At 53.5% G+C, this 20,106-nt stretch carries 12 protein-coding genes; all 12 read left to right on the top strand.

Translation table 11 applies throughout. The features are described 5' to 3' along the window. The first annotated feature begins 5 nt into the window (after positions 1-5). The 12 genes from CA948_RS13840 to CA948_RS13895 all read left to right on the top strand — a co-directional run bounded on the left by CA948_RS13840 (position 6) and on the right by CA948_RS13895 (position 19,832). Complete coding sequence (locus tag CA948_RS13840; protein ID WP_238988598.1) at positions 6-872, top strand: phosphonate ABC transporter ATP-binding protein; 867 nt, start codon at positions 6-8, stop codon at positions 870-872. Then, positions 869-1,873 carry a phosphonate ABC transporter, permease protein PhnE gene (gene phnE, locus CA948_RS13845; RefSeq protein ID WP_108728319.1) on the top strand — a complete coding sequence of 335 codons (1,005 nt, stop codon included), beginning with the start codon at positions 869-871 and terminating at the stop codon, positions 1,871-1,873. The genes CA948_RS13840 and phnE overlap by 4 nt, the downstream gene beginning before the upstream one ends. 83 nt (positions 1,874-1,956) lie before the next feature. Continuing rightward, positions 1,957-2,136 (top strand): hypothetical protein, encoded by a 180-nt coding sequence (locus tag CA948_RS13850; RefSeq protein ID WP_094198152.1) that lies wholly within the window; start codon positions 1,957-1,959, stop codon positions 2,134-2,136. 31 nt (positions 2,137-2,167) lie between these two features. Continuing rightward, positions 2,168-4,336: a phosphocholine-specific phospholipase C gene (locus CA948_RS13855; RefSeq protein ID WP_108728320.1), complete on the top strand. Its 2,169-nt coding sequence runs from the start codon at positions 2,168-2,170 to the stop codon at positions 4,334-4,336. A gap of 72 nt (positions 4,337-4,408) precedes the next feature. Continuing rightward, complete coding sequence (locus CA948_RS13860) at positions 4,409-5,818, top strand: YadA family autotransporter adhesin (RefSeq protein ID WP_108728321.1); 1,410 nt, start codon at positions 4,409-4,411, stop codon at positions 5,816-5,818. A gap of 797 nt (positions 5,819-6,615) precedes the next feature. Beyond that, on the top strand, positions 6,616-8,154 hold the full coding sequence (locus tag CA948_RS13865; protein ID WP_230019571.1) for a TolC family outer membrane protein: 1,539 nt from the start codon (positions 6,616-6,618) through the stop codon (positions 8,152-8,154). Positions 8,155-8,193: 39 nt separating this feature from the next. Then, positions 8,194-8,415, top strand: a complete 222-nt coding sequence (locus tag CA948_RS13870; RefSeq protein WP_094198149.1) for a hypothetical protein — start codon at positions 8,194-8,196, stop codon at positions 8,413-8,415. Next, positions 8,393-10,582: a type I secretion system permease/ATPase gene (locus tag CA948_RS13875; RefSeq protein ID WP_108728322.1), complete on the top strand. Its 2,190-nt coding sequence runs from the start codon at positions 8,393-8,395 to the stop codon at positions 10,580-10,582. Before CA948_RS13870 ends, CA948_RS13875 begins: the two co-directional genes overlap by 23 nt. Beyond that, positions 10,579-11,940 carry an HlyD family type I secretion periplasmic adaptor subunit gene (locus CA948_RS13880; RefSeq protein ID WP_108728323.1) on the top strand — a complete coding sequence of 454 codons (1,362 nt, stop codon included), beginning with the start codon at positions 10,579-10,581 and terminating at the stop codon, positions 11,938-11,940. Before CA948_RS13875 ends, CA948_RS13880 begins: the two co-directional genes overlap by 4 nt. 117 nt (positions 11,941-12,057) lie before the next feature. Beyond that, the gene (locus CA948_RS13885; RefSeq protein WP_108728324.1) at positions 12,058-12,672 is read left to right on the top strand and encodes a response regulator transcription factor; all 615 of its coding nucleotides are present in this window, start codon (positions 12,058-12,060) and stop codon (positions 12,670-12,672) included. A 175-nt stretch (positions 12,673-12,847) separates the two neighbouring features. After that, the gene (locus CA948_RS13890; protein WP_108728325.1) at positions 12,848-16,162 is read left to right on the top strand and encodes a retention module-containing protein; all 3,315 of its coding nucleotides are present in this window, start codon (positions 12,848-12,850) and stop codon (positions 16,160-16,162) included. Then, on the top strand, positions 16,098-19,832 hold the full coding sequence (locus tag CA948_RS13895) for a type I secretion C-terminal target domain-containing protein (protein WP_159086139.1): 3,735 nt from the start codon (positions 16,098-16,100) through the stop codon (positions 19,830-19,832). Before CA948_RS13890 ends, CA948_RS13895 begins: the two co-directional genes overlap by 65 nt. The last annotated feature ends 274 nt before the right edge of the window (positions 19,833-20,106 follow it).

Raw genomic sequence — 20,106 nt, forward strand, 5'->3', positions numbered from 1 at the left:
GTGTGATGAACGAGATCGCTGCCATGTTGCGTTTTGAATCTGTGGGGATGCGATATCCCGATGGCACGACTGCGCTCAAATCGGTGTCTTTGAGTGTGCCTCGAGGACAGTTCTGTGTGCTGCTGGGGGCCTCTGGAGCAGGCAAATCGACCTTGTTACGTATGGCTAATGGGCTCACTGTTCCTACGCAGGGGGCAGTTTGGGTCGATGGCCAGCGTGTGCAGCGCAGCAGCTTGAAAGCGGTGCGACCGGGAATTGGGATGGTGCATCAGCACTTTAATTTGGTCTCGCGTGCCACCGTCGCGACGAACGTGCTGTCAGGAGCCTTGCCCGGTTTGCCTGCGTGGCGAGCGTTTTTGATGCAGTTTCCAGCCTCACTACGCGAGCGGGCTTGCCGCTTGGTGCGTGAGGTCGGACTACAGCCGGAGCATTTGCATCGGCGCGTCAGTGAACTGTCGGGCGGGCAGCAGCAGCGGGTTGGTATCGCCCGTGCATTCATGCTGGAGCCTGCGGTGCTGCTGGCTGATGAACCGGTGGCCAGCTTGGACCCGCGCATCAGCCGTGACATTTTGAGTTTGTTGCGTAGCCAGGCGCGTGATCGGGCGGCGACTGTTCTGTGCAGTTTGCATCAGGTAGAGCTGGCCCGTGAGTTTGCGGATCGGATTGTGGCGGTGCGTCAGGGTGTTGTGGTTTTTGATGGGCCAGCCAGTGCATTCGATGAGGCCGCAGCCACAGCCTTGTACCAGGCCGGGACGCCAGGAAGTCCCGTGGAGGCATGGTCTGGGGCGGTCATGACGCCTGGCCGTGCCACTGCATCGCCAGGCAGTTCGACGGTCAGACCGGGCACTGTGTTGGTGGAGGGCGTGTCATGAATAAGCCTGAAAGTGCAGCCGCTTGGCATTTGGATCCTCCTTACGGTGTGCGGGCCGTTTTGATAGCGATCGTGGTGCTTATTGCGCTGTTGTATACCGGCAAGCGGGTAGAGATGGATCGTATGGCGGCATTGAGTGCAGATGGGGTCTTGGCGACGGTTGGTATTAAGGATCAGTCGCAGGTGACTTCGGGTCTGAGCGCCTTGGCAGACAACATGTTTCCCTTGCAGGTGTCATATCGCACTCAAGTGAGCCGTATCGAAGGTTTTGACCCGCAGAAACTCCCTTTGTTTGCCTATGTGGAAACGGTTGATGTGGTCGAGCAATCGTTGAACCCGCATACCTTGCAGATGGAAGAAGAGGTCTATACGCAGACTTACTTGGTTGAGCCGTTGGGGTATGTGTGGCGGGTAGCCGTCAAGATGGTTGAAACCTTCGAGATCGCCATTTGGGCCACCCTGTTAGCCATGGTGGGGAGTGCGCCATTGGCCTATTGGAGTGCGCGCAATTACACACCGCATCGCGTGTTTTATGTCACAGCACGGGCCTTGGTCAGCCTATTTAGAGCCATGCCAGAGCTGATCTCCGCCTTGTTTCTGGTGCTGGCGTATGGCTTTGGCCCGATTGCAGGTGTCTTGGCATTGGCCATCCACTCCATGGGGTTTCTGGGCAAGTTCTATGCCGAGGATATCGAGACTGCTGATGTGAAGCCACAAGAGGCGCTGACGGCGATCGGCGCGGGCAAGTTGCGGGTTTTGGCGTATGCCGTATTGCCTCAGGTAATGCCTAAATTTACTGGTTACACCCTCTATATCCTGGATCGTAACGTCCGGATGGCGACGGTGGTGGGTTTGGTCGGTGCGGGCGGTATTGGGCAAGAGCTGAAAGGACGCTATGACATGTATCAATACGCCCACGTCGGGACCATTCTCGTCGTGATCTTTATCACCGTTTTTTTGTTGGATCAGGTAGCGGCCCGCTTGCGTCAGCGCCTGAGCTAAGTAGCGGCATCCCGTAAGGGCTGCCGTTCTATCAAGTCCTTGCCGGTTCGTGCCGGCCCTGTTTTCCCGATCTGGAGTGATTCATGACCTCGTACTTTGTACTGGGCCGTAGCGTTGTTGCGGCTATTGCCCTGAGTTTGACACTGGCCGCCTGTGGTGGTGGCTCTGATACGGATTCCTCTGCTACCCCGCCACCTGGTGGCGGTGGCGATATTGAACAACCCGAGCTCCCTGAGACACCGCAGTTGCGCTGCGCTCCTTGATGACGTTTTTCTTTTTTGAGTGATTAGCACCATGACCAAGATTCTGCCCCCAGACGATGCTGGTATCGAACTGTCCCAGCCGAGCCGACGTAAGTTTTTCCGGGCTTCTGCTCAGACTGCTGGCGCTTTGTCGGCGATGGCAATGTTGCCCGCTTCCATTCGACGCGCTTTGGCTATTCCAGCGACGGTGGATACAGGAACGATTAAGGACGTCAAGCATGTTGTCATTTTGATGCAGGAGAACCGTTCGTTCGACCACTACTTCGGCACGATGAAAGGGGTTCGTGGCTTTGGCGATCGTTTCCCGATTCCTTTGGAGTCGGGTAAATCCGTTTGGCATGAGTCTGACGGTACGAAGGAAGTGCTGCCTTACCATTTGAACTCGGCCACGATGAACGCTTTGTTTGTTCCTGGCACGCCTCACAACATGCCAGATGCCCAGGCGGCCTGGGGGCAAGGCAAGTTTGGTTTGTGGCCCAAGTACAAAAAAGCGTACTCGATGGGGTATTACAAACGCGACGATATCCCCTTCCAGTACGCGCTGGCCGAATCGTTCACCATGTGTGATGCAAACTTCTGTTCGATTGCAACTGGCACAGATCCCAACCGGATTATTTTCTGGTCTGGCTCTAACTACGATCCCAAACTCGGCCGCATGGGGGTCAATTGCACAGACTCCGATTCGGAACCCGTTAACCTGCGCTGTTGGGTCAAAGGGGCCTTACCGACACCGGGCTATACCTATCAAGGCTCGGCTTTTACCTGGAAAACCCTGCCTGATGTCTTGCAGGACGCGGGTGTGAGCTGGCGTATTTATCAGGATCCGAACAATAACTGGACGGGTGCTATGCACGGAGGTCTGGCCTTTGAGTCATTCCGTGAGTCCAAGCCCGGTGAGCCTTTGTATGAGCAGGGCATGAGCAATCACAGCTTGGAGGACCTCAAGCAAGATGTGCTGGATGCGACCTTGCCTGCGGTGTCCTGGATCCTGCCCTGGCCCTCGGTGTCTGAGCACCCCAGTGGTGGTGGTAGCCCAGCCCAAGGTGCGGATTATATTTCGCAGGTACTCGATGCCTTGACGGCGAACCCGGAAGTCTGGAGTAAGACAGCCTTCATCATTACGTTTGATGAGAATGATGGCTTGTTCGATCATTTGCCTCCCCCTGCTGTCCCTTCTTATGACGTCGATGGCAAGTTGATGGGTAAATCGACGGTCTCGCTTGACGGTGAGTATTTCTCCGACCCTGCTCGTAAGTATTTGAAGGCCGATGACACCATCAGTGGCAATTTGCGCCCTTGGGGTTTGGGCCCACGCGTGCCGATGTACGTTATTTCCCCCTGGAGTCGTGGCGGCTGGGTCAATTCCGAGGTGTTTGACCATACCTCTGTAGCCCAGTTTCTGGAAAAACGTTTCGATATCACCGTTGATGCCGTTAGCCCTTGGCATCGCGCAGTGTGTGGGGATTTGACCTCGGCCTTTGACTTTGCCAGCCCGAATGATCCTTCCTTCCCGACCTTGCCTGACATGAGCGACTACAAGGCGATGGAAGCACAGCAAAAGACGATGCCTCGCGCTGAACCTCCTGCGACACCGCAGCCTCTGTATCAGGAAGCCGGTGTTCGTTATTCACGTGCCTTGCCCTATGAATTGCATACCAGTGCGCGAGCAGACAAGAAAGGTTCTGTCGAGCTGCTGTTTAGCAATACCGGGCAAGCAGGGGCTGTTTTCCATGTTTATGACAAGAAGCATCTGGACTTGATCCCGCGTCGCTACACCGTCGAGGCTGGCAAATTATTGTCGGATACCTGGGATGTCACACAGGACAACGGGGATTACGAGTTCTGGGTGTACAGCACGAATGGGTTTGTGCGCACATTTGTGGGCAATACCGAGACAGGTGTATCGCTGGAAGTGCAGGTCTGTTACGAGCCGACTGCAGGTGATGTCTATTTGAAACTGTTCAATCAGGGTGATCGTGCTCAGAAGGCGACGGTGCTGTCGAACATGTATCGCACTGATGGTCCATGGGATCTGCTTGTGGAGCCCGGACAGGTGACTGAGCAGCGTTGGTCGGTGAAAGACAGTGGGAACTGGTACGACTTTTCGGTGCAGGCCGAAGGCTTTGAGCGCCGTTTTGCCGGTCGTATGGAAACGGGCAAGCATGGCGTCAGCGATCCTGCTATGGCGGTGCAACTGTAAGGTCTAACGAGACAGGCCCGGAGTTTTGAGGCTACGGGCGTGTCGAGCTGCTTTTTTGAGTGTGAGAAATTCATGAAATACACGTATATAGCCGCTGCCGTGAATGGGGTATTGACGGCAGCCGTGCTGGGGGCTGTGTTGCAGCCAATGGATGTGCGGGCTCAGACTGCTCCGCCTGCTGTGTGGGATGGCAGCAATGCCGGGTATGGTCAGGGAGCCGGGCAGAATGTGGGCGGGAAGAACAATGTGGCGGTTGGCAATAACGCAGGCCAGGATGTCTCAGGCAGCGTGAATATTGCGGTGGGCAAGGGCGCTGGCAATGATGTGTCGACGAACTGGAATTTGGGTATTGGGGAAGGCGCCGGCTCTAATGTCAGCGGCAAAAATGCCAATCAGGCTATTGGTTATTACGCCGGCACCAATGTCGAAGGGGGGTGGAATCAGTCGATTGGGCGTAGTGCGGGACAAAACGTCAAGGGAGACTACAACGATGCCATGGGCTTTTGGGCAGGCACGAATACGGTGGGCAATAACAATGCTGCCTATGGAAGCAATGCGGGGCGTGACGTAACCGGAAATGGTAATACCGCCTTGGGCCAGGAGGCCGGCCGTAATGTGCAAGGTGATAGCAATTTGGCAATGGGCCAAAATGCCGGTCAACAGGTAGTGGGTAATGGCAATTTGGCCCAGGGTAAGAATGCCGGCCAGAATGTACAGGGTTCCAACAATATGGCGTTGGGTTCCTATTCGGGTTATGGCGTCACAGGTGAGGGTAACGCTGCATTAGGTCTGGGGGCGGGCCGCGATGTGACGGGTGATAACAATATTGCTCATGGTGCTGGCGCCGGTGGGGGCGTTCAAGGCAATGACAATGTGTCAATTGGCTCGGGGGCTGGTCGCGGTACGGTTGCAGATCGAAGTGTCGCAGTGGGAGCGGGTGCCGTAGCGGGTACTGACGGTGTGGCGCTGGGTTCGGGAGCGAAGGCTGTGCAAGGCAGTGTCGCATTAGGGGCCGGGTCGCAGGCTGTGCGCGGAGCATCCCAGGAATATGTTGCCTATGGCTTGGATGGTGTCCATCGTTCTCAGGGCGAAGTGAATCTGGGTGGTCGGCAGTTGACAGGGCTAGCTCCCGGTAGTGAGGAGACAGATGCTGTCAATGTGGCTCAGTTAAGGGCAGCAAGCCAGGCGGCCGAGACACGCTTTGGTGAGTCTGTGCGGCGTCTGGATCGTGATCTGCAGTCTCAGGAGCGCAAGTTGAGTGCCGGGGTCGCTGCTGCCATGGCAACTGCAGCCTTGCCGCAGGCGTACTTGCCAGGGCGCAATATGGTCTCTTTGGCGGGGGGGACCTGGAATGGTGAATCGGGCTACGCTTTGGGCATTTCCCGTGTCTCGGAAAGTGGGACTTGGGTGTACAAGGTCAATGCCAACGGTACGTCTCGAGGAGACCTCGGGGCGGCGGCAGGGGTAGGCTATCAGTGGTAGGCCATCTGGACAAGGAGTAGGGAAGTGGTAAGAAAACGGGCTGTTTATCAGCCCGTTTTCCTGCCTGTAGAGTGGGATTGGTTTTGCTTCGGGTGTGCCCGTTAACCTGGGTGGAAATTCAAATACTGTTATAAGTTTTTGATTATTAATTTCTTTTTAGATTTTGCTTGATACGGCGGGTAGGGGTCATTGCAGTGTCATAAGTAAAAGTTACAAATGTGGCATTTGCAATAAGCGTGTTGCCGAGAGGTATGACAAGAAAATTATTTTTATTGCATGTTAAAAATTTTGTTGGGTGTTGATGTAACCTAAATACTTATTAAGGTGAAAGATTTTGTAGATTCTTACGGAGAAATCTAGAAGTAGGGCATGATGACGCTATTATTTGTTAAGCCCCTGATTTCTTAAAATCGTTTAATTTCAGAGTTTTGTTGCCCTTTTTGTCACAGGCTATTTATCATTTTTAACATTGTCATCGACGAAAGCCCTTGTAATCTAAGATACAATTTGTCCCGTGACTCGTGTGACGATCATAGTGTGTTTTCGTGCAAAAAGTCACAATTAGACACAAGGTTATGCTCCAAGAATACAGGCCAGAAGCCTGTAGCTCCGCCTTGTCTTGCCCCGGTCCATTATGAACATACTGCTGCGGCTGGTGATGTGTTTACCAGCCTTAGATGTAAAGCCCATGTGCAATACATAGGTGTTGGGCCCTCGGGGGGTGTTTCTTTCGCTTTGTTTAGGCGGCACACCGAACCCATTCTTCTTTCATTTTTGTACTTAAATTTGATCTGGCAATGCGTTACAACGCTGAGGTGATGTTCTCCGTTGTGGGCGCAGCACAGGATCTTACGGAGGCCGACGTGCGTGGTAAAAAAACTCTAACGGTAAGTTCGCTGCTGACAGCGCTTGTGCTGGCTCAGCCAGTTCATGCGCAGGAAAACAGCTTGAGCTTCAAAGACAGTATCGAGCGGGCAATCATGTCCAACCCCGAACTTGGCGCTCGCTTCCAAGACTTCCAGTCTGCGTTGGAAGGGCAGAATGTCAGCCGTGGTGCGTTATTGCCTGAAGTCAATGCCGAAGGATGGGTAGGTCGGGAGTGGCGTGGTAGCACATCCAGTGCATCGTCTGTGAACTGGTCTCGCAGTGGCTATAGCTTGCAGTTACGCCAGTTGATTTTTGATGGTTTCTCGTCGATTAATCAGGTGCGTCAGTTGGGCTACGAAAAACTGGCCACCTACTATGATTTGTTGGCTTCCGTAGATTCCTTGGCGCTGGAGGCGGCGAATGCTCATATTGACGTGCTGCGATACCGCGAAATGGAAAAGTTGGCGCGTGAAAATTACAATCTGCACTTGAATATCCTGAAGCAGATCGAGGAGCGCTCCAGCTCGGGCGTCGGGCGTGGTGTTGATCTGGAACAGGCATATGGCCGCCAGTCTTTGGCACAAAGTAACGTTATGACCGAGGCCGGGAACTTGAATGACGTTTTGCAGCGCTATCGTCGTATCGTCGGGGTAGCGGCTCCTGAGGTGTTGCAGCCTGCTCCTTCCTTGAGCGAATCCCTGCCCACAAAAACCAGCGATTTCTTGCCTTCTTTGCGCAACAGTCCTTCCATTTTGGCTAAACAGGCTCTGTATCAAGCGGCCGAGTTTGGCAAGCATGTGGCTCAAGGGCGTATGTCCCCAAAACTTGAGTTCCGTGCGGCAACAGGTAAAGATAAAAATGATCCACCCGGATCGTCTTACCGTGATGCCCAAAACTCCAACGTGCAGTTAGTGCTGTCCTATAACCTGTTCCGGGGTGGGGCAGATATGGCGCGCATTCGTCAGACCACTGCCCAGCAGTATGCCGCGCGGGATGTTCGCGACTATACATGCCGCAACGTGCAACAGGACTTGTCCGTAGCGTGGAACAACGTTCAACGTTTGCGTGCCCAGTTGCCTTTCCTGCAACAACATGAGCTGGCTACGTCTAAAGTTCGTGTGGCCTATATGCAGCAATTTCAGATTGGCCAGCGTTCCTTGCTGGACTTGTTGGATACTGAAAACGAATTGTTTGATGCCCGTCGTGCGTTGGCCAATGCCACCTATGACCTGCAACAGGCCGAGTACAGCTGGTTGATGCTGTCGCACCGTCTGGTATCAGCAGTTGGTTTGGCGCAGCCCTACTCGGAGCAACCTGACGAAGCCGCCAAACTGGATTTCCCCGAAGAGGCCTTTCAGGCATGTATGGCACCTGTACCGGATACCAGCAATCTGACTCCGATAACAGTTGACTATCGTGACGATATGGCTCCGCCGGTCTTGCGTGAAAAAACAGCTGGGCTGAACTAATTGGTTTTGCTTGAGCGTACTTGAAGGTTAGGGGGCTATATGAGTCCAGAAGAAGAGGGCTATAAACAAGAGCTGTCAGTCTCGGATGCCAGTTTTATTCGGGTTCTGGAAGACTTGATTGACGCCTTGATTGCGAATGGCGTTCTTCGCATGACTGATTTGCCCCCTGAAGCCTTGGCTAAATTAAACGAGCGCAAACAAACCCGTCAGCGCCTGCGAGATTCGCTGGATTTGATTAATGACGACGAACCACTCATCTGAAAATCCAACACCACAGAGCGAGACATTCAGTATCCCGCCTCATCTGACTCATGATGATCCGTTACTGAATTGTTTGGTAGAGATTACCCGTATTCACGGCAATCCATGTACGGCCCAGCATCTGTCTACGGGTCTGCCCTTGCAGAAGGGACGCCTGACGCCCGCTCTTTTGAGTCGGGCTGCAGCGCGTGGGCATTGCACCTCGCGTATTTGGCGCCGTTCTTTTGCCGAACTCAATCCCAATCTGTTGCCAGCCATTTTGCTGCTGAACGATAGTCGGGCTTGCGTGTTGTTGGGCTTCGAGGATGATCGTGCTCTTGTGCATTTTCCAGAAAGCGGCAGCCCCAGTGAAATTGACCTGGAGCAATTGCAGGAGCTGTATTCTGGCCTGCTCGCGGTTGTGCAACCTGACTTCCGGGTCGAGGTGCGAGCAACAGAGGGTATAACGCCCCTGAAAGGCAAGCATTGGTTCTGGGCGACCGTATCGCAAAACTGGAAGTTATATCGGGATGCGCTCGGTGCGGCGTTTCTGATTAACGTGTTTGCCTTGGCGATCCCCTTGTACACCATGAATGTGTATGACCGCGTGGTGCCTAACAATGCGATAGAAACGTTGTGGGTACTGTCTATAGGGATTGGTTTGGTGCTCGTGCTGAACCTTCTGTTGACCAGCGTACGCGCGTATGTGGTTGATGCGGCCAGTAAGCGGGTTGATATTCAGTTATCAGCACGGATTATGGAGCGGGTATTGGATTTGCGCATGGAGAATCGGCCGCCTTCGGTGGGCTCTTTTGCCGCCAATTTGCGCTCGTTTGAGTCTGTGCGCGATTTTATTGCCTCTGCCAGTCTGACAACGCTGGTTGATTTGCCATTTGTCGTCCTGTTTCTTGCGGTACTGGCCTGGATATCGCCTTGGATGTTAATCCCGCCGGTCGTGGCTATCATCATTATTCTTGCCGTGTCCTGGTTTGCCCAGGCTCGGATGGAGCGGTTGACCAAGCAAACATTTCAAGCGGCTGCACAGCGCAACGCAGGCCTGGTGGAGTCCTTGGCTGGGCTTGAAACCTTGAAGGTATTGAATGCGCAGAGCAATGCTCAGCGCGCTTGGGAGCAGTCTACAGAGTACCTGGCTCGACAAGGGGCCAGAATCAAGATGACTTCGGCTGTAACGGTAAGCACCGTGCAGATGTTGACCCAAGTGGTCACGATCTGCGTGATTATCATCGGTGTATATCTGATTCAGGACGCGCAGTTGTCGATGGGGGGCATTATTGCTTCCTCCATGATTGCGGGCCGTTGTCTTGCCCCATTTGGGCAAGTGGCCGGGCTGATGATGCAATATCAGAATGCGCGTACGTCGCTGGATTCGATTGGTATGTATATGGAGTTGCCGGTCGAACACCCTGATGATCGCAATTTTGTGCCTCGGCCTTATCTTGAAGGTTCCATCGAGTTCCGTGGTGTTAGTTTTGCGTATCCCGGTGCAACTCAGAATGTGATCAATCAGCTTAGTTTTTCCCTCAAGGCAGGGGAGAAAGTGGCCATTATCGGGCGTATAGGTTCAGGTAAGACCACGTTGTCCAAGTTAATTCTGGGCTTGTATAAACCGACCTCGGGCACGATTGTGTTAGACGGTATCGATAATCAGCAGATTGACCCAGCAGATGTGCGTCGTTCTATGGGCTATGTCTCACAAGATCCGATGCTGTTTTATGGCACCTTGAAACATAATCTGACGATGGGTTCGCCCTACGTTACGGATGATCAGATGTTGGCTGCCGCCAAGTTGGCGGGTGTGGATGATTTTGCTCGTCGGCACCCAGATGGCTACGACATGATGATCGGCGAGCGTGGTGATTCGCTCTCTGGCGGTCAGCGTCAAGCGGTTGCGGTGGCCCGGGCCTTGATGGGAAACCCCTCTATTCTGTTGCTCGATGAGCCTAGCAGCAACATGGACAATCAAAGCGAATCCGCTTTGCGCAATAGTTTGCGCACTGAATGTGAGGGCAAAACAGTGGTGCTGGTCACGCATCGTACAGCGCTACTGGACTTGGTTGATCGCTTGATTGTCATGGATATGGGGCGAATTGTGGCCGATGGTCCCAAGGAGCAGGTCATTACAGCATTGCGTAGTGGGCAGATTGGCAAGGCCCGGAGCGCGACATGACGAAAAAAAGTTTGTTTTCCCGGATACGGGCAAGGCTGAAGGCCGATTCTGGGCCAGCACCAAGCCGAAGTGTTCTCAAAAATGCAGCTTGGACGGCACGTCAGCAAGAGGTGCGTGGTTCGCGTTTGTTGATCTGGTTGACGCTGTTGGCAATTTGCGTGCTGATTGTTTGGGCAAGCTTGGCCAACATTGACGAGGTTGTGCGTGGAGAAGGGAAGGTGGTGCCTTCTCGGCAGGTACAGATCATACAAAGCCTCGATGGTGGTGTTGTTGAGGAAATTCTTGTCAGGCCCGGGCAATCCGTTGAGCAGGGCGAGGTGCTATTGCGCATTGATCCCACGCGAGCATCGTCTTCCTTGGGTGAGAATGAGGCAGAGTCCTTGTCGTTGTTGGCCAAGGCGGCCCGGCTTGAGGCCATTGCGGCTGATCAAGCCCTGGATATGCCTGCCGAGGTTGTGGAAAAGGCGCCGGATCTTGCTGAAATGGAGCGTCGCGTCTGGCAAGCTCGTACCGAGGAGCTGCGCTCCAATATCTCTGTCGCTCAGGAGCAACTGCATCAACGCCAGCAAGAGCTACGAGAAACGCAGGCCAATCGGGATCAGGCGGCATCGAGCTGTGGCCTGACATCGCAAGAATTGAAAATGACGCGGCCTTTGCTGAAAAGCGGGGCTGTTTCTGAAGTGGATTTGTTGCGCTTACAGCGCGATGTAGCGCGTTATTGCGGAGAACAACGAGCCGCTACGGCGCAAATAAGCAGGATCGAGGCCTCCATACAAGAGGCGCAGAACAAGATCGGTGATGTTGAAATTACATTCCGTAACCAGGCTCGTACAGAGCTGGCAGAAACTCGCGCCAAATTGGCTTCTTTAGAGCAAGGGCAGCGCGCATTGGCGGATCGTGTCCGATTGGCTGAAGTGCGCTCGCCAGTACGTGGGACGATTAAAACTCTTGCCGCTAATACGGTGGGGGGGGTTGTGCAACCTGGTAAGGATATTTTGGAGATCGTGCCGACTGATGACTCCTTGTTGTTGGAGGTGCGTATCCATCCGCGTGACATCGGATTTCTTCACCCGGGTCAATCTGCTGAAGTTAAGTTTACTGCCTATGACTTTGCGATTTACGGCGGCCTTGCCGGGGTGTTGGAGCAAACCAGTGCCGATACGATTACCGATGAAAAGGGTAATTCATTTTATATAGCCAAAGTGCGCACTGATACCGTTTACGTGGGTGATGATAATCGGCCTATTTTGCCTGGCATGGTGGCAGAGGTTCATATCCTCACGGGTAAACGCACTGTCATGCAGTATTTACTCAAACCCATTCTCAGGGCCCGCTCTAACGCCTTTACAGAGCGTTAAAGCGGCAGGGGTGGCCTGTACGGGGGGAGTAGTGCTGACGATAGAGGATAAATAATCCCACGTCAGCCTCAGAGCTGATGGCTTTTTAGCTCGTGTTACCAGTAAGGGAAAAGCGGTATGCGACAAGTAAATTCGGTTTTATTTCTGACGAACGATGAAGCCTTGTGGCAGCATTGGAGTCACCAGAATTCCGTAACCTACTTGCCTGCCCGAGGGCGAGGTATGGAGGATTTGTTACGGTGGAAACAGCAACATCGTGAGCTTGTCGTCATGGACAGTGCGCTTGCGTTATGGAATCACCCGCAATGGGTACAGGCAGTAAAAGGGATGAAGGTGGTGGTCGCCAGCCCTCGGCCTGTCGACTCTGAAGGGCAAGCCGTATTGGCGTTGGGCGCCCGAGCTTATATTCACGCGTACAGCTCGTCGGCTCTGCTGGAGCAAGTGTTGGAGCACGTGGCCTCGGGCCAGGTTTGGGTGGGAGAGTCTTTGCTGAGTCGCCTGCTCAGTGACGTGACTCGTCACTTGGAAATTCGCACGGGTTGGGAAAGCAATTTGACCAGCCGTGAAATCGAGGTGGCGCAACGCGCCTCGTTGGGGCACTCCAATCAATTGATTGCCCAGGATCTTGGCATTACTGAACGAACAGTGCGTGCCCACCTTCAAGCTATTTTTGAAAAGCTTGGTGTAACTGATCGTTTAATGTTGGCGCTAAAAGTACACGGCATTTCATAAGCCTGTTTGGGCCGTCCAGTCCTGCATTGTCAACTTGCGTAAAGAATCGCAAGTAAAGCGGCGAACTGGCGGCAGCGCCAATATCACATAGCAGATCAACTCGCTATTCTCATACCAAAGAAAGCCAATTTCAGATGGTCGCATTGCGACGGTCTTTTTTAGGAATCAGACAATTATGGCACTGGATACTGTTTTAGTGACACGCGTTGAAGGTACAGCATGGATGCGTACCAGCGATGGCTCAAAAGTAGCGCTCAAAGAGGGAATGCGTGTTCCCGTAAACGCTGAGATCACTACCGAAACAGGCGCATTTGTCGAGCTCGAGATTCCTGGCGGGCCGCCTATGACCATTTCCGATAATCGGGAATTCTTGCTGAGTGACGATATTGCCCAGACGGATGTCGATCCTGCTGTGGCCGTTCTGACCAATCCTGATGATCCAGCGATTGCTGCAGTACTGGCAGCACTGGAAGCGGGTAATGACCCATTTGAACAGTTAGATCCTACCGCTGCTGTGCTGACGGGTGGCGGAGAGGGCGGAAGTAGTTTTGTGCGTTTGGTCAGTATTGTTGAGACAACCCGACCATTAGCCCTGGAGTATCCCAAACCAGGCGTATTAGGCACAGAATTGCCTCGTTTTAGCGGTGGTGGTGGCGATGAGACGGATCCAACTCTCGTTGCTGGCACATCGACTGTGACATTGGAAACACCAGAGCGAGTCACGGAAGGCGAGCCATTTGAAATCATTGCGCGCGTCGATAACCCAGTTACTGGGCAAGATCTGATCATCACGCTGACCAATGGCAGCACTATTACGATTCCGGTTGGCAGTACGGAAGGCCGGGTGCTTGTTGATAATCCTTATCCAGATGATGCTTACACACAAGGCGATCGTCCCGAGGATATTGGTATCAGCACGACAACGGGCGGTAACTACGAGAATCTGGATACGAGCAGTACATCCAGCAGCACCATCACGGACGATGATGATGCTACAAAAATTACTTTGGAAGGCCCCGATACGGTTGTAGAAGGTGAGGACATCACCATTACCGCGACAGTTGAAAATCCTCCGCAAGGCGGAGACTTGGTGATTAAACTGACTAATGGTCAGGAAATTATCATCAAAGAAGGTGAGACTAGCGGTTCTGTCACGTATCCAGCTCGTCCTGATGATGGGACGGTGCAAGGCAATATCCCGGAAAATGTCGGGATTGAGAGCAGCACGGGCGGCAACTACGAGAAGGTTGAGTACGGCGATCCGGTAACGACTACCGTTGAAGATAACGATGTACCTGCGATTACTGTGTCCGACACGGTCATCAGTGAGGGAGGTTCGGGTACCTTCAACGTGAATTTTGGTAAACCAGTCGACAACGAGACCACGGTTACGCTGCAATTGGGGCATGGCTCCACGGACGATGGCGATATAGCTCTTGATCAGCCCCCTGTTGTGCAATTGCCCAATGGTGATACGGTGCCTGTCACACAAAATAGTGATGGCACATACAGTTTCACACTGCCTCCCGGTGTCACTGACGTCACGGTAACTGTAGATACTAAAGACGATGATGTTTTTGAAGGTGAAGAAGATTTCACCTTGACTGTTACGCAAGAAGGCGAGACACAGAACGGTACCCCTGTTGATAAAGTCCAGGGTGAAGGTACAGGCACAATTGTTGATGATGGCCGCGAAGTGCCGGTTGATCCTACCGATCCAACAGGTCCAACCGAGCCCGCCAATAATGACATTCCTAGTTTGGCTGTTAATAACCCTGTTCTGAGCGAGGGTAGTGACGCTGTTTTTGTGGTTGATTTAAGCAATCAAGTAAAAACAAACACGACGCTGGAACTCCAGCTTAACGAGGGCAGTGCAGGTTTTGGCGATCTGTGGACCGATGGTGAGCCCCGTACCGTTCAGGTGCAGGTAGGCAATGGCGTGGTGCAGACCGTGACCGTCGATGCCGACGGCAAATTCAGCGTGGATGTGCCTGCTGGTGAGACCCGGATTACCGTTACCGTCCCCACTGTGGATGATGCCGTTTTTGAAGGTGAAGAGCAGTTCACTCTGGATGCAGAGCTGACGGGTACTGTGGGTGATGTTGAGTTGAAGGATGTAACGGGCGAAGGTACTGCCACGATTACAGATAGCAACACCGGTGAGCCTGGTGCGGACGTACCGGTTCTGACGGTGGACGACGCCGGTAATGTGAACGAAGGCGAGAACGCCACGTTCAACGTGAGCCTGGACAAGGCGGTTGATGCCGACACGACCCTGACCTTCACCTTGGGTGGTGAGATCGAGGACGGCGACATTGGTGAGCCTACTGTCACCATCAACGGTCAAGATGTGACCGTGACCAAGAATGCCGATGGCAGCTACAGCGTGACGGTGCCCGCTGGCACGACCGATGGCATTGTGGTGACGGTGCCCACGACCGACGACGATGTGTTCGAAGGCAATGAGGACTTCACGCTGGAAGCCACACTGACGGGTCAAACCGCCAGTGGCACGGATCTGCCTAGCGGTATTACCGACAGCGGTGATGCCACGATTGTGGACAGCGATCCAAACAACCCCGGTGCGGACGTACCAGTTCTGACGGTGGACGATGCCGGTAATGTGAACGAAGGCGAGAACGCCACGTTCAACGTGAGCCTGGACAAGGCCGTTGATGCCGACACGACCCTGACCTTCACCTTGGGTGGTGAGATCGAGGACGGCGACATTGGTGAGCCTACGGTGACGATTGGTGGTCAGGATGTGACGGTCACCAAGAACGCCGATGGCAGCTACAGCGTGACGGTGCCCGCTGGCACGACCGATGGCATTGTGGTGACGGTGCCCACGACCGACGACGATGTGTTCGAAGGTAATGAGGACTTCACGCTGGAAGCCACACTGACGGGTCAAACCGCCAGTGGCACGGATCTGCCTGGCGGTATTACCGACAGCGGTGATGCCACGATTGTGGATGGTGATCCAAACAACCCCGGTGCGGACGTACCAGTTCTGACGGTGGACGATGCCGGTAACGTGAACGAAGGCGAGAACGCCACGTTCAACGTGAGCCTGGACAAGGCGGTCGATGCCGACACGACCCTGACCTTCACCTTGGGTGGTGAGATCGAGGACGGCGACATTGGTGAGCCTACTGTCACCATCAACGGTCAAGATGTGACCGTGACCAAGAACGCCGATGGCAGCTACAGCGTGACGGTGCCCGCTGGTACGACCGATGGCATTGTGGTGACGGTGCCCACGACCGACGACAATGTGTTCGAAGGTAATGAGGACTTCACGCTGGAAGCCACGCTGACGGGTCAAACCGCCAGTGGCACGGATCTGCCTGGCGGTATTACCGACAGCGGTGATGCCACGATTGTGGATACCGAATCGACCGATCCAACCAACCCGAACCCCGGTGCGGACGTACCATGGCATTGTGGTGACGGTGCCCACGACCGACGACAATGTGTTCGAAGGTAATGAGGACTTCACGCTGGAAGCCACACTGACGGGTCAAACCGCCAGTGGCACGGATCTGCCTGGCGGTATTACCGACAGCGGTGATGCCACGATTGTGGATACCGAATCGACCGATCCAACCAACCCGAACCCCGGTGCGGACGTACCAGTTCTGACGGTGGACGATGCCGGTAATGTGAACGAAGGCGAGAACGCCACGTTCAACGTGAGCCTGGACAAGGCGGTTGATGCCGACACGACCCTGACCTTCACCTTAGGTGGTGAGATCGAGGACGGCGACATTGGTGAGCCTACGGTGACGATTGGTGGCCAAGATGTGACGGTCACCAAGAACGCCGATGGCAGCTACAGCGTGACGGTGCCTGCTGGTACGACCGATGGCATTGTGGTGACGGTGCCCACGACCGACGACAATGTGTTCGAAGGTAATGAGGACTTCACGCTGGAAGCCACACTGACGGGTCAAACCGCCAGTGGCACGGATCTGCCCACCGGTATTACCGACAGCGGTGATGCCACGATTGTGGATAGTGATCCAAACAACCCCGGTGCGGACGTACCAGTTCTGACGGTGGACGATGCCGGTAACGTGAACGAAGGCGAGAACGCTACGTTCAACGTGAGCCTGGACAAGGCCGTTGATGCCGACACGACCCTGACCTTCACCCTGAGTGGTGAGATCGAGGCCGACGACATTGGTGAGCCTACGGTGACGATTGGTGGTCAAGATGTGACCGTGACCAAGAACGCCGATGGCAGCTACAGCGTGACGGTGCCCGCTGGCACGACCGATGGCATTGTGGTGACGGTGCCTACGACCGACGACAATGTGTTCGAAGGTAATGAGGACTTCACGCTGGAAGCCACACTGACGGGTCAAACCGCCAGTGGCACGGATCTGCCTGGCGGTATTACCGACAGCGGTGATGCCACGATTGTGGATATGAGTGAAGTCTTTGCGATCATCTCTGTAGATAGCGCTAGCGTATCTGAGGGTGGAGAGCTGCGTTATACCGTGCAGTTAGTCGATGGTGCGGGCAATGCGGTCACAGTGCCAGCAGGTCAAAGTATCGATGTGACTCTTGATTGGAGTGGCGCTGCCGCCAATGCGGGCGATACAGGCACCTTGCCGGATAGTGTGACTATTCAGGGTGGAACGTCCGAAACAGAATTTACTGTTAATACGGTAGATGACGTTTACAAAGAGCCCAATGAAGGCTTGCAGGTAGAGATTACGGGCGTTGTGGACGCTAATGATGCGTTCGATCATCTGTCTGTGGGTACTCAGGATTCTGCAAGTACCGTCATTGTGGATGACTTTGACCCAACGTCGGTCAGCATTAAGGCAACGGTCACTAAGACCTCGACAATTGATGTGGGTAACGTCGGGAACACTGACAGCTTTACCGTGACAGCCACCGATAAAAATGGTCAGACTACTAATGTCTCTACAGTGACAGGTACGGACCATGATGGCTTTGGCGTGTCTGGACAGGCTGGGAATGGCGACGACAAAGAGCTTGGCTATGGGGAGACTCTCACGGTTGAATTCAACAATGAGGTCAAGTCCTTTGATGTTCAGTTTGCCTGGAGAGCCAATTCTGAAAAAGCGAAGGTTGAGTTCTTTGATGCCGCGGGTAACTCAGTGGGCTGGGCCATCATTTCTGGTGGTGGTTCCAACACCCAAGCCTTGGTTACGTATTACGACGCGAATGGTGATGTGACCAAGACCGAACGGGTAGCCGGCGGCTCAGACAAAGTCGATTTGGCATACACGTTTGAGCCAGGCAGTGGTCAGAACTTTACGAAAGCAGAGTTCACAGCTCCCGGCGCTACCGATGACTATCTGGTGCATTCCATTTCCTACAAAGAGGTGATCAATGATGATGCATCCAGTATTCCTGGCATGGAATCCGAGGTTGTGTTTGATATCGAAACCTCGAATCCGCCTGATCCTAGCAAGTATGACTTTGAGACTACCTTCCCGACGGCAACGGTAGAAATCGACGGTCAGACCTACGAGGTAACGCTGGACAGAAATGGCAAAGGTTCGGTGACGGTGACCACCGATGGCACTAAAGATCTGACTGCCAAGGTAGTAGCGGTGGACGGAAACTTTGAGGATGTCCAGGTTCCTGTCAGCCTCACGCTGCACCACGGTGAAGTCTATGATGGTGACAACAGTGGTGGCACGCTGCAAGGCAGTCAGGGTGATGACATTATTCTGGCTGACGTCGGTGGCACTGTTACGACTGTTGAACCCGGTAAGAATTACAACATTGCGTTGGTGGTGGATACGTCCGGCAGTATGGGGTCCGCATCCGGTACTCCTGGTTTGACACGTATGCAGTTGGCTATCAATGCCTTGAAGAATTTGGCCGAGGACTTGAAGGACCACGATGGCATTGTGAATGTGGTGTTGGTTGATTTTGCCAAAACAGCTACCTCAGTAGTGAAGCTGGATAATCTCACCACAGATAATGTGCATATTTTGATTAATGCCCTTAACAATCTGACCGCGTATGAGGGTACGAACTATGAAGCTGCCTTTAATGAAACGGTGAAATGGTTTAATGAACAAGCGGCTAAGCAGACTTCTGGTCTCCAGTTTGAGAATCTGACTTATTTCCTGACCGACGGCAATCCAACGTATTACATGGATGGTCAGCAGGTCAAAGGAAGCGGTAGTTCGACAACTGGTACGATTATGGAGCAGTCGATCGACGCGTTTGAGGCTTTAAGCGATTTGAGCGCGGTGCATGGTATCGGTATTGGCAGTGGTGTGGCCCAAGACTATCTGCAGTTCTTCGATGACACATCTTCTATCGGTGATAAGGATGTCTGGGTGCAAGAAGGTAAGTGGTCCTGGCAGGGAAGCTGGGTGTCTGGCCCTGCCGGCACACCTGACATCGTGCATACCGCTGAAGACTTGGCTGCTGCCTTGCAGGGTGGTTCGAGCAGCAGCGAGTTGCTGGATGTGGGCGATGACACTGTATTGGGTGGTGACGGTAACGACATCATCTTTGGTGATGCGATTAATACCGATGGTGATGTCTTGCCATGGCATGAAATCCCAGGTGGTCGTCCTGCTGACTTGCCCGATGGAGCCGGCTTGAAGGCGCTGGAGGTATTCCTTGAACTCAAGAATGGGTCTGCTCCAAGCAACACCGACTTGTACGCCTACATCAAGGGAAATCACGAAGCCTTCAATGTGGCTGGTGACACCCGTGGTGGTAATGACACCCTGGATGGCGGTAGTGGTAACGACATCTTGTATGGTCAGGGTGGTAACGACACATTGATCGGTGGTGCTGGTGACGACATCCTGTTCGGTGGTGCTGGCAATGACACCTTCCAGTGGAATGCCGGAGACCAGGGTAGTGTTGCCAAGCCTGCTGTAGATCGTGTGATGGACTTTGGTGCGGCTGGTGAAGACACCTTGGACATTAGCGATCTGTTAAGTGGTTATGACGGTAGCGATGCCAACCTGAGCAAGTACTTGTCCGTAAAAGAGTCCGACAGTGGCAAGATGGAAATCGGTATCAGCTCTCAAGGCAATAGCCAGTTTGATCAGAAGATCATTTTGGAAAATATCGACTTTGATGCGGAAAAAGCAATTCAGATTGCTAACTCGCTCAAAGACGGCACCTTAAAGAGCAGTGATTTCTAAATTGTGTATTCACTGAGCGCTACGGTAGTTGGTAGCGTATTGAACCCCGCAAGTCCGTCAGGGCTTGTGGGGTTTTATTTGGCTTGTCGTTTCTGCCAATAGCATCCTGTAGTATTTGTGCCTATGATTTGTTTGTCTGACCGGTCTGGATGTGAATAGGGATCAGGCGGGGGGCTTTTGCTCAGGCCTTAGTGGTCAATAGCGGTTATCAAGTGTTTACTAAATAGGCACGCTATAAGGCCGTTATAAGGGTTTGCTTATTTGGGATTGACGT

Source organism: Alcaligenes aquatilis (assembly GCF_003076515.1).
Taxonomy (GTDB): Bacteria; Pseudomonadota; Gammaproteobacteria; order Burkholderiales; family Burkholderiaceae_B; genus Alcaligenes; species Alcaligenes aquatilis.

Excerpts from the sequence above, each read along its gene's own strand:
- CA948_RS13860 (WP_108728321.1), top strand. The coding sequence starts at position 4,409 with ATGAAATACACGTATATAGCCGCTGCCGTGAATGGGGTATTGACGGCA.
- phnE (WP_108728319.1), top strand. The coding sequence starts at position 869 with ATGAATAAGCCTGAAAGTGCAGCCGCTTGGCATTTGGATCCTCCTTAC.
- CA948_RS13850 (WP_094198152.1), top strand. The coding sequence starts at position 1,957 with ATGACCTCGTACTTTGTACTGGGCCGTAGCGTTGTTGCGGCTATTGCC.
- CA948_RS13855 (WP_108728320.1), top strand. The coding sequence starts at position 2,168 with ATGACCAAGATTCTGCCCCCAGACGATGCTGGTATCGAACTGTCCCAG.
- CA948_RS13840 (WP_238988598.1), top strand. The coding sequence starts at position 6 with ATGAACGAGATCGCTGCCATGTTGCGTTTTGAATCTGTGGGGATGCGA.
- CA948_RS13870 (WP_094198149.1), top strand. The coding sequence starts at position 8,194 with ATGAGTCCAGAAGAAGAGGGCTATAAACAAGAGCTGTCAGTCTCGGAT.
- CA948_RS13880 (WP_108728323.1), top strand. The coding sequence starts at position 10,579 with ATGACGAAAAAAAGTTTGTTTTCCCGGATACGGGCAAGGCTGAAGGCC.
- CA948_RS13865 (WP_230019571.1), top strand. The coding sequence starts at position 6,616 with ATGCGTTACAACGCTGAGGTGATGTTCTCCGTTGTGGGCGCAGCACAG.
- CA948_RS13875 (WP_108728322.1), top strand. The coding sequence starts at position 8,393 with ATGACGACGAACCACTCATCTGAAAATCCAACACCACAGAGCGAGACA.
- CA948_RS13885 (WP_108728324.1), top strand. The coding sequence starts at position 12,058 with ATGCGACAAGTAAATTCGGTTTTATTTCTGACGAACGATGAAGCCTTG.
- CA948_RS13890 (WP_108728325.1), top strand. The coding sequence starts at position 12,848 with ATGGCACTGGATACTGTTTTAGTGACACGCGTTGAAGGTACAGCATGG.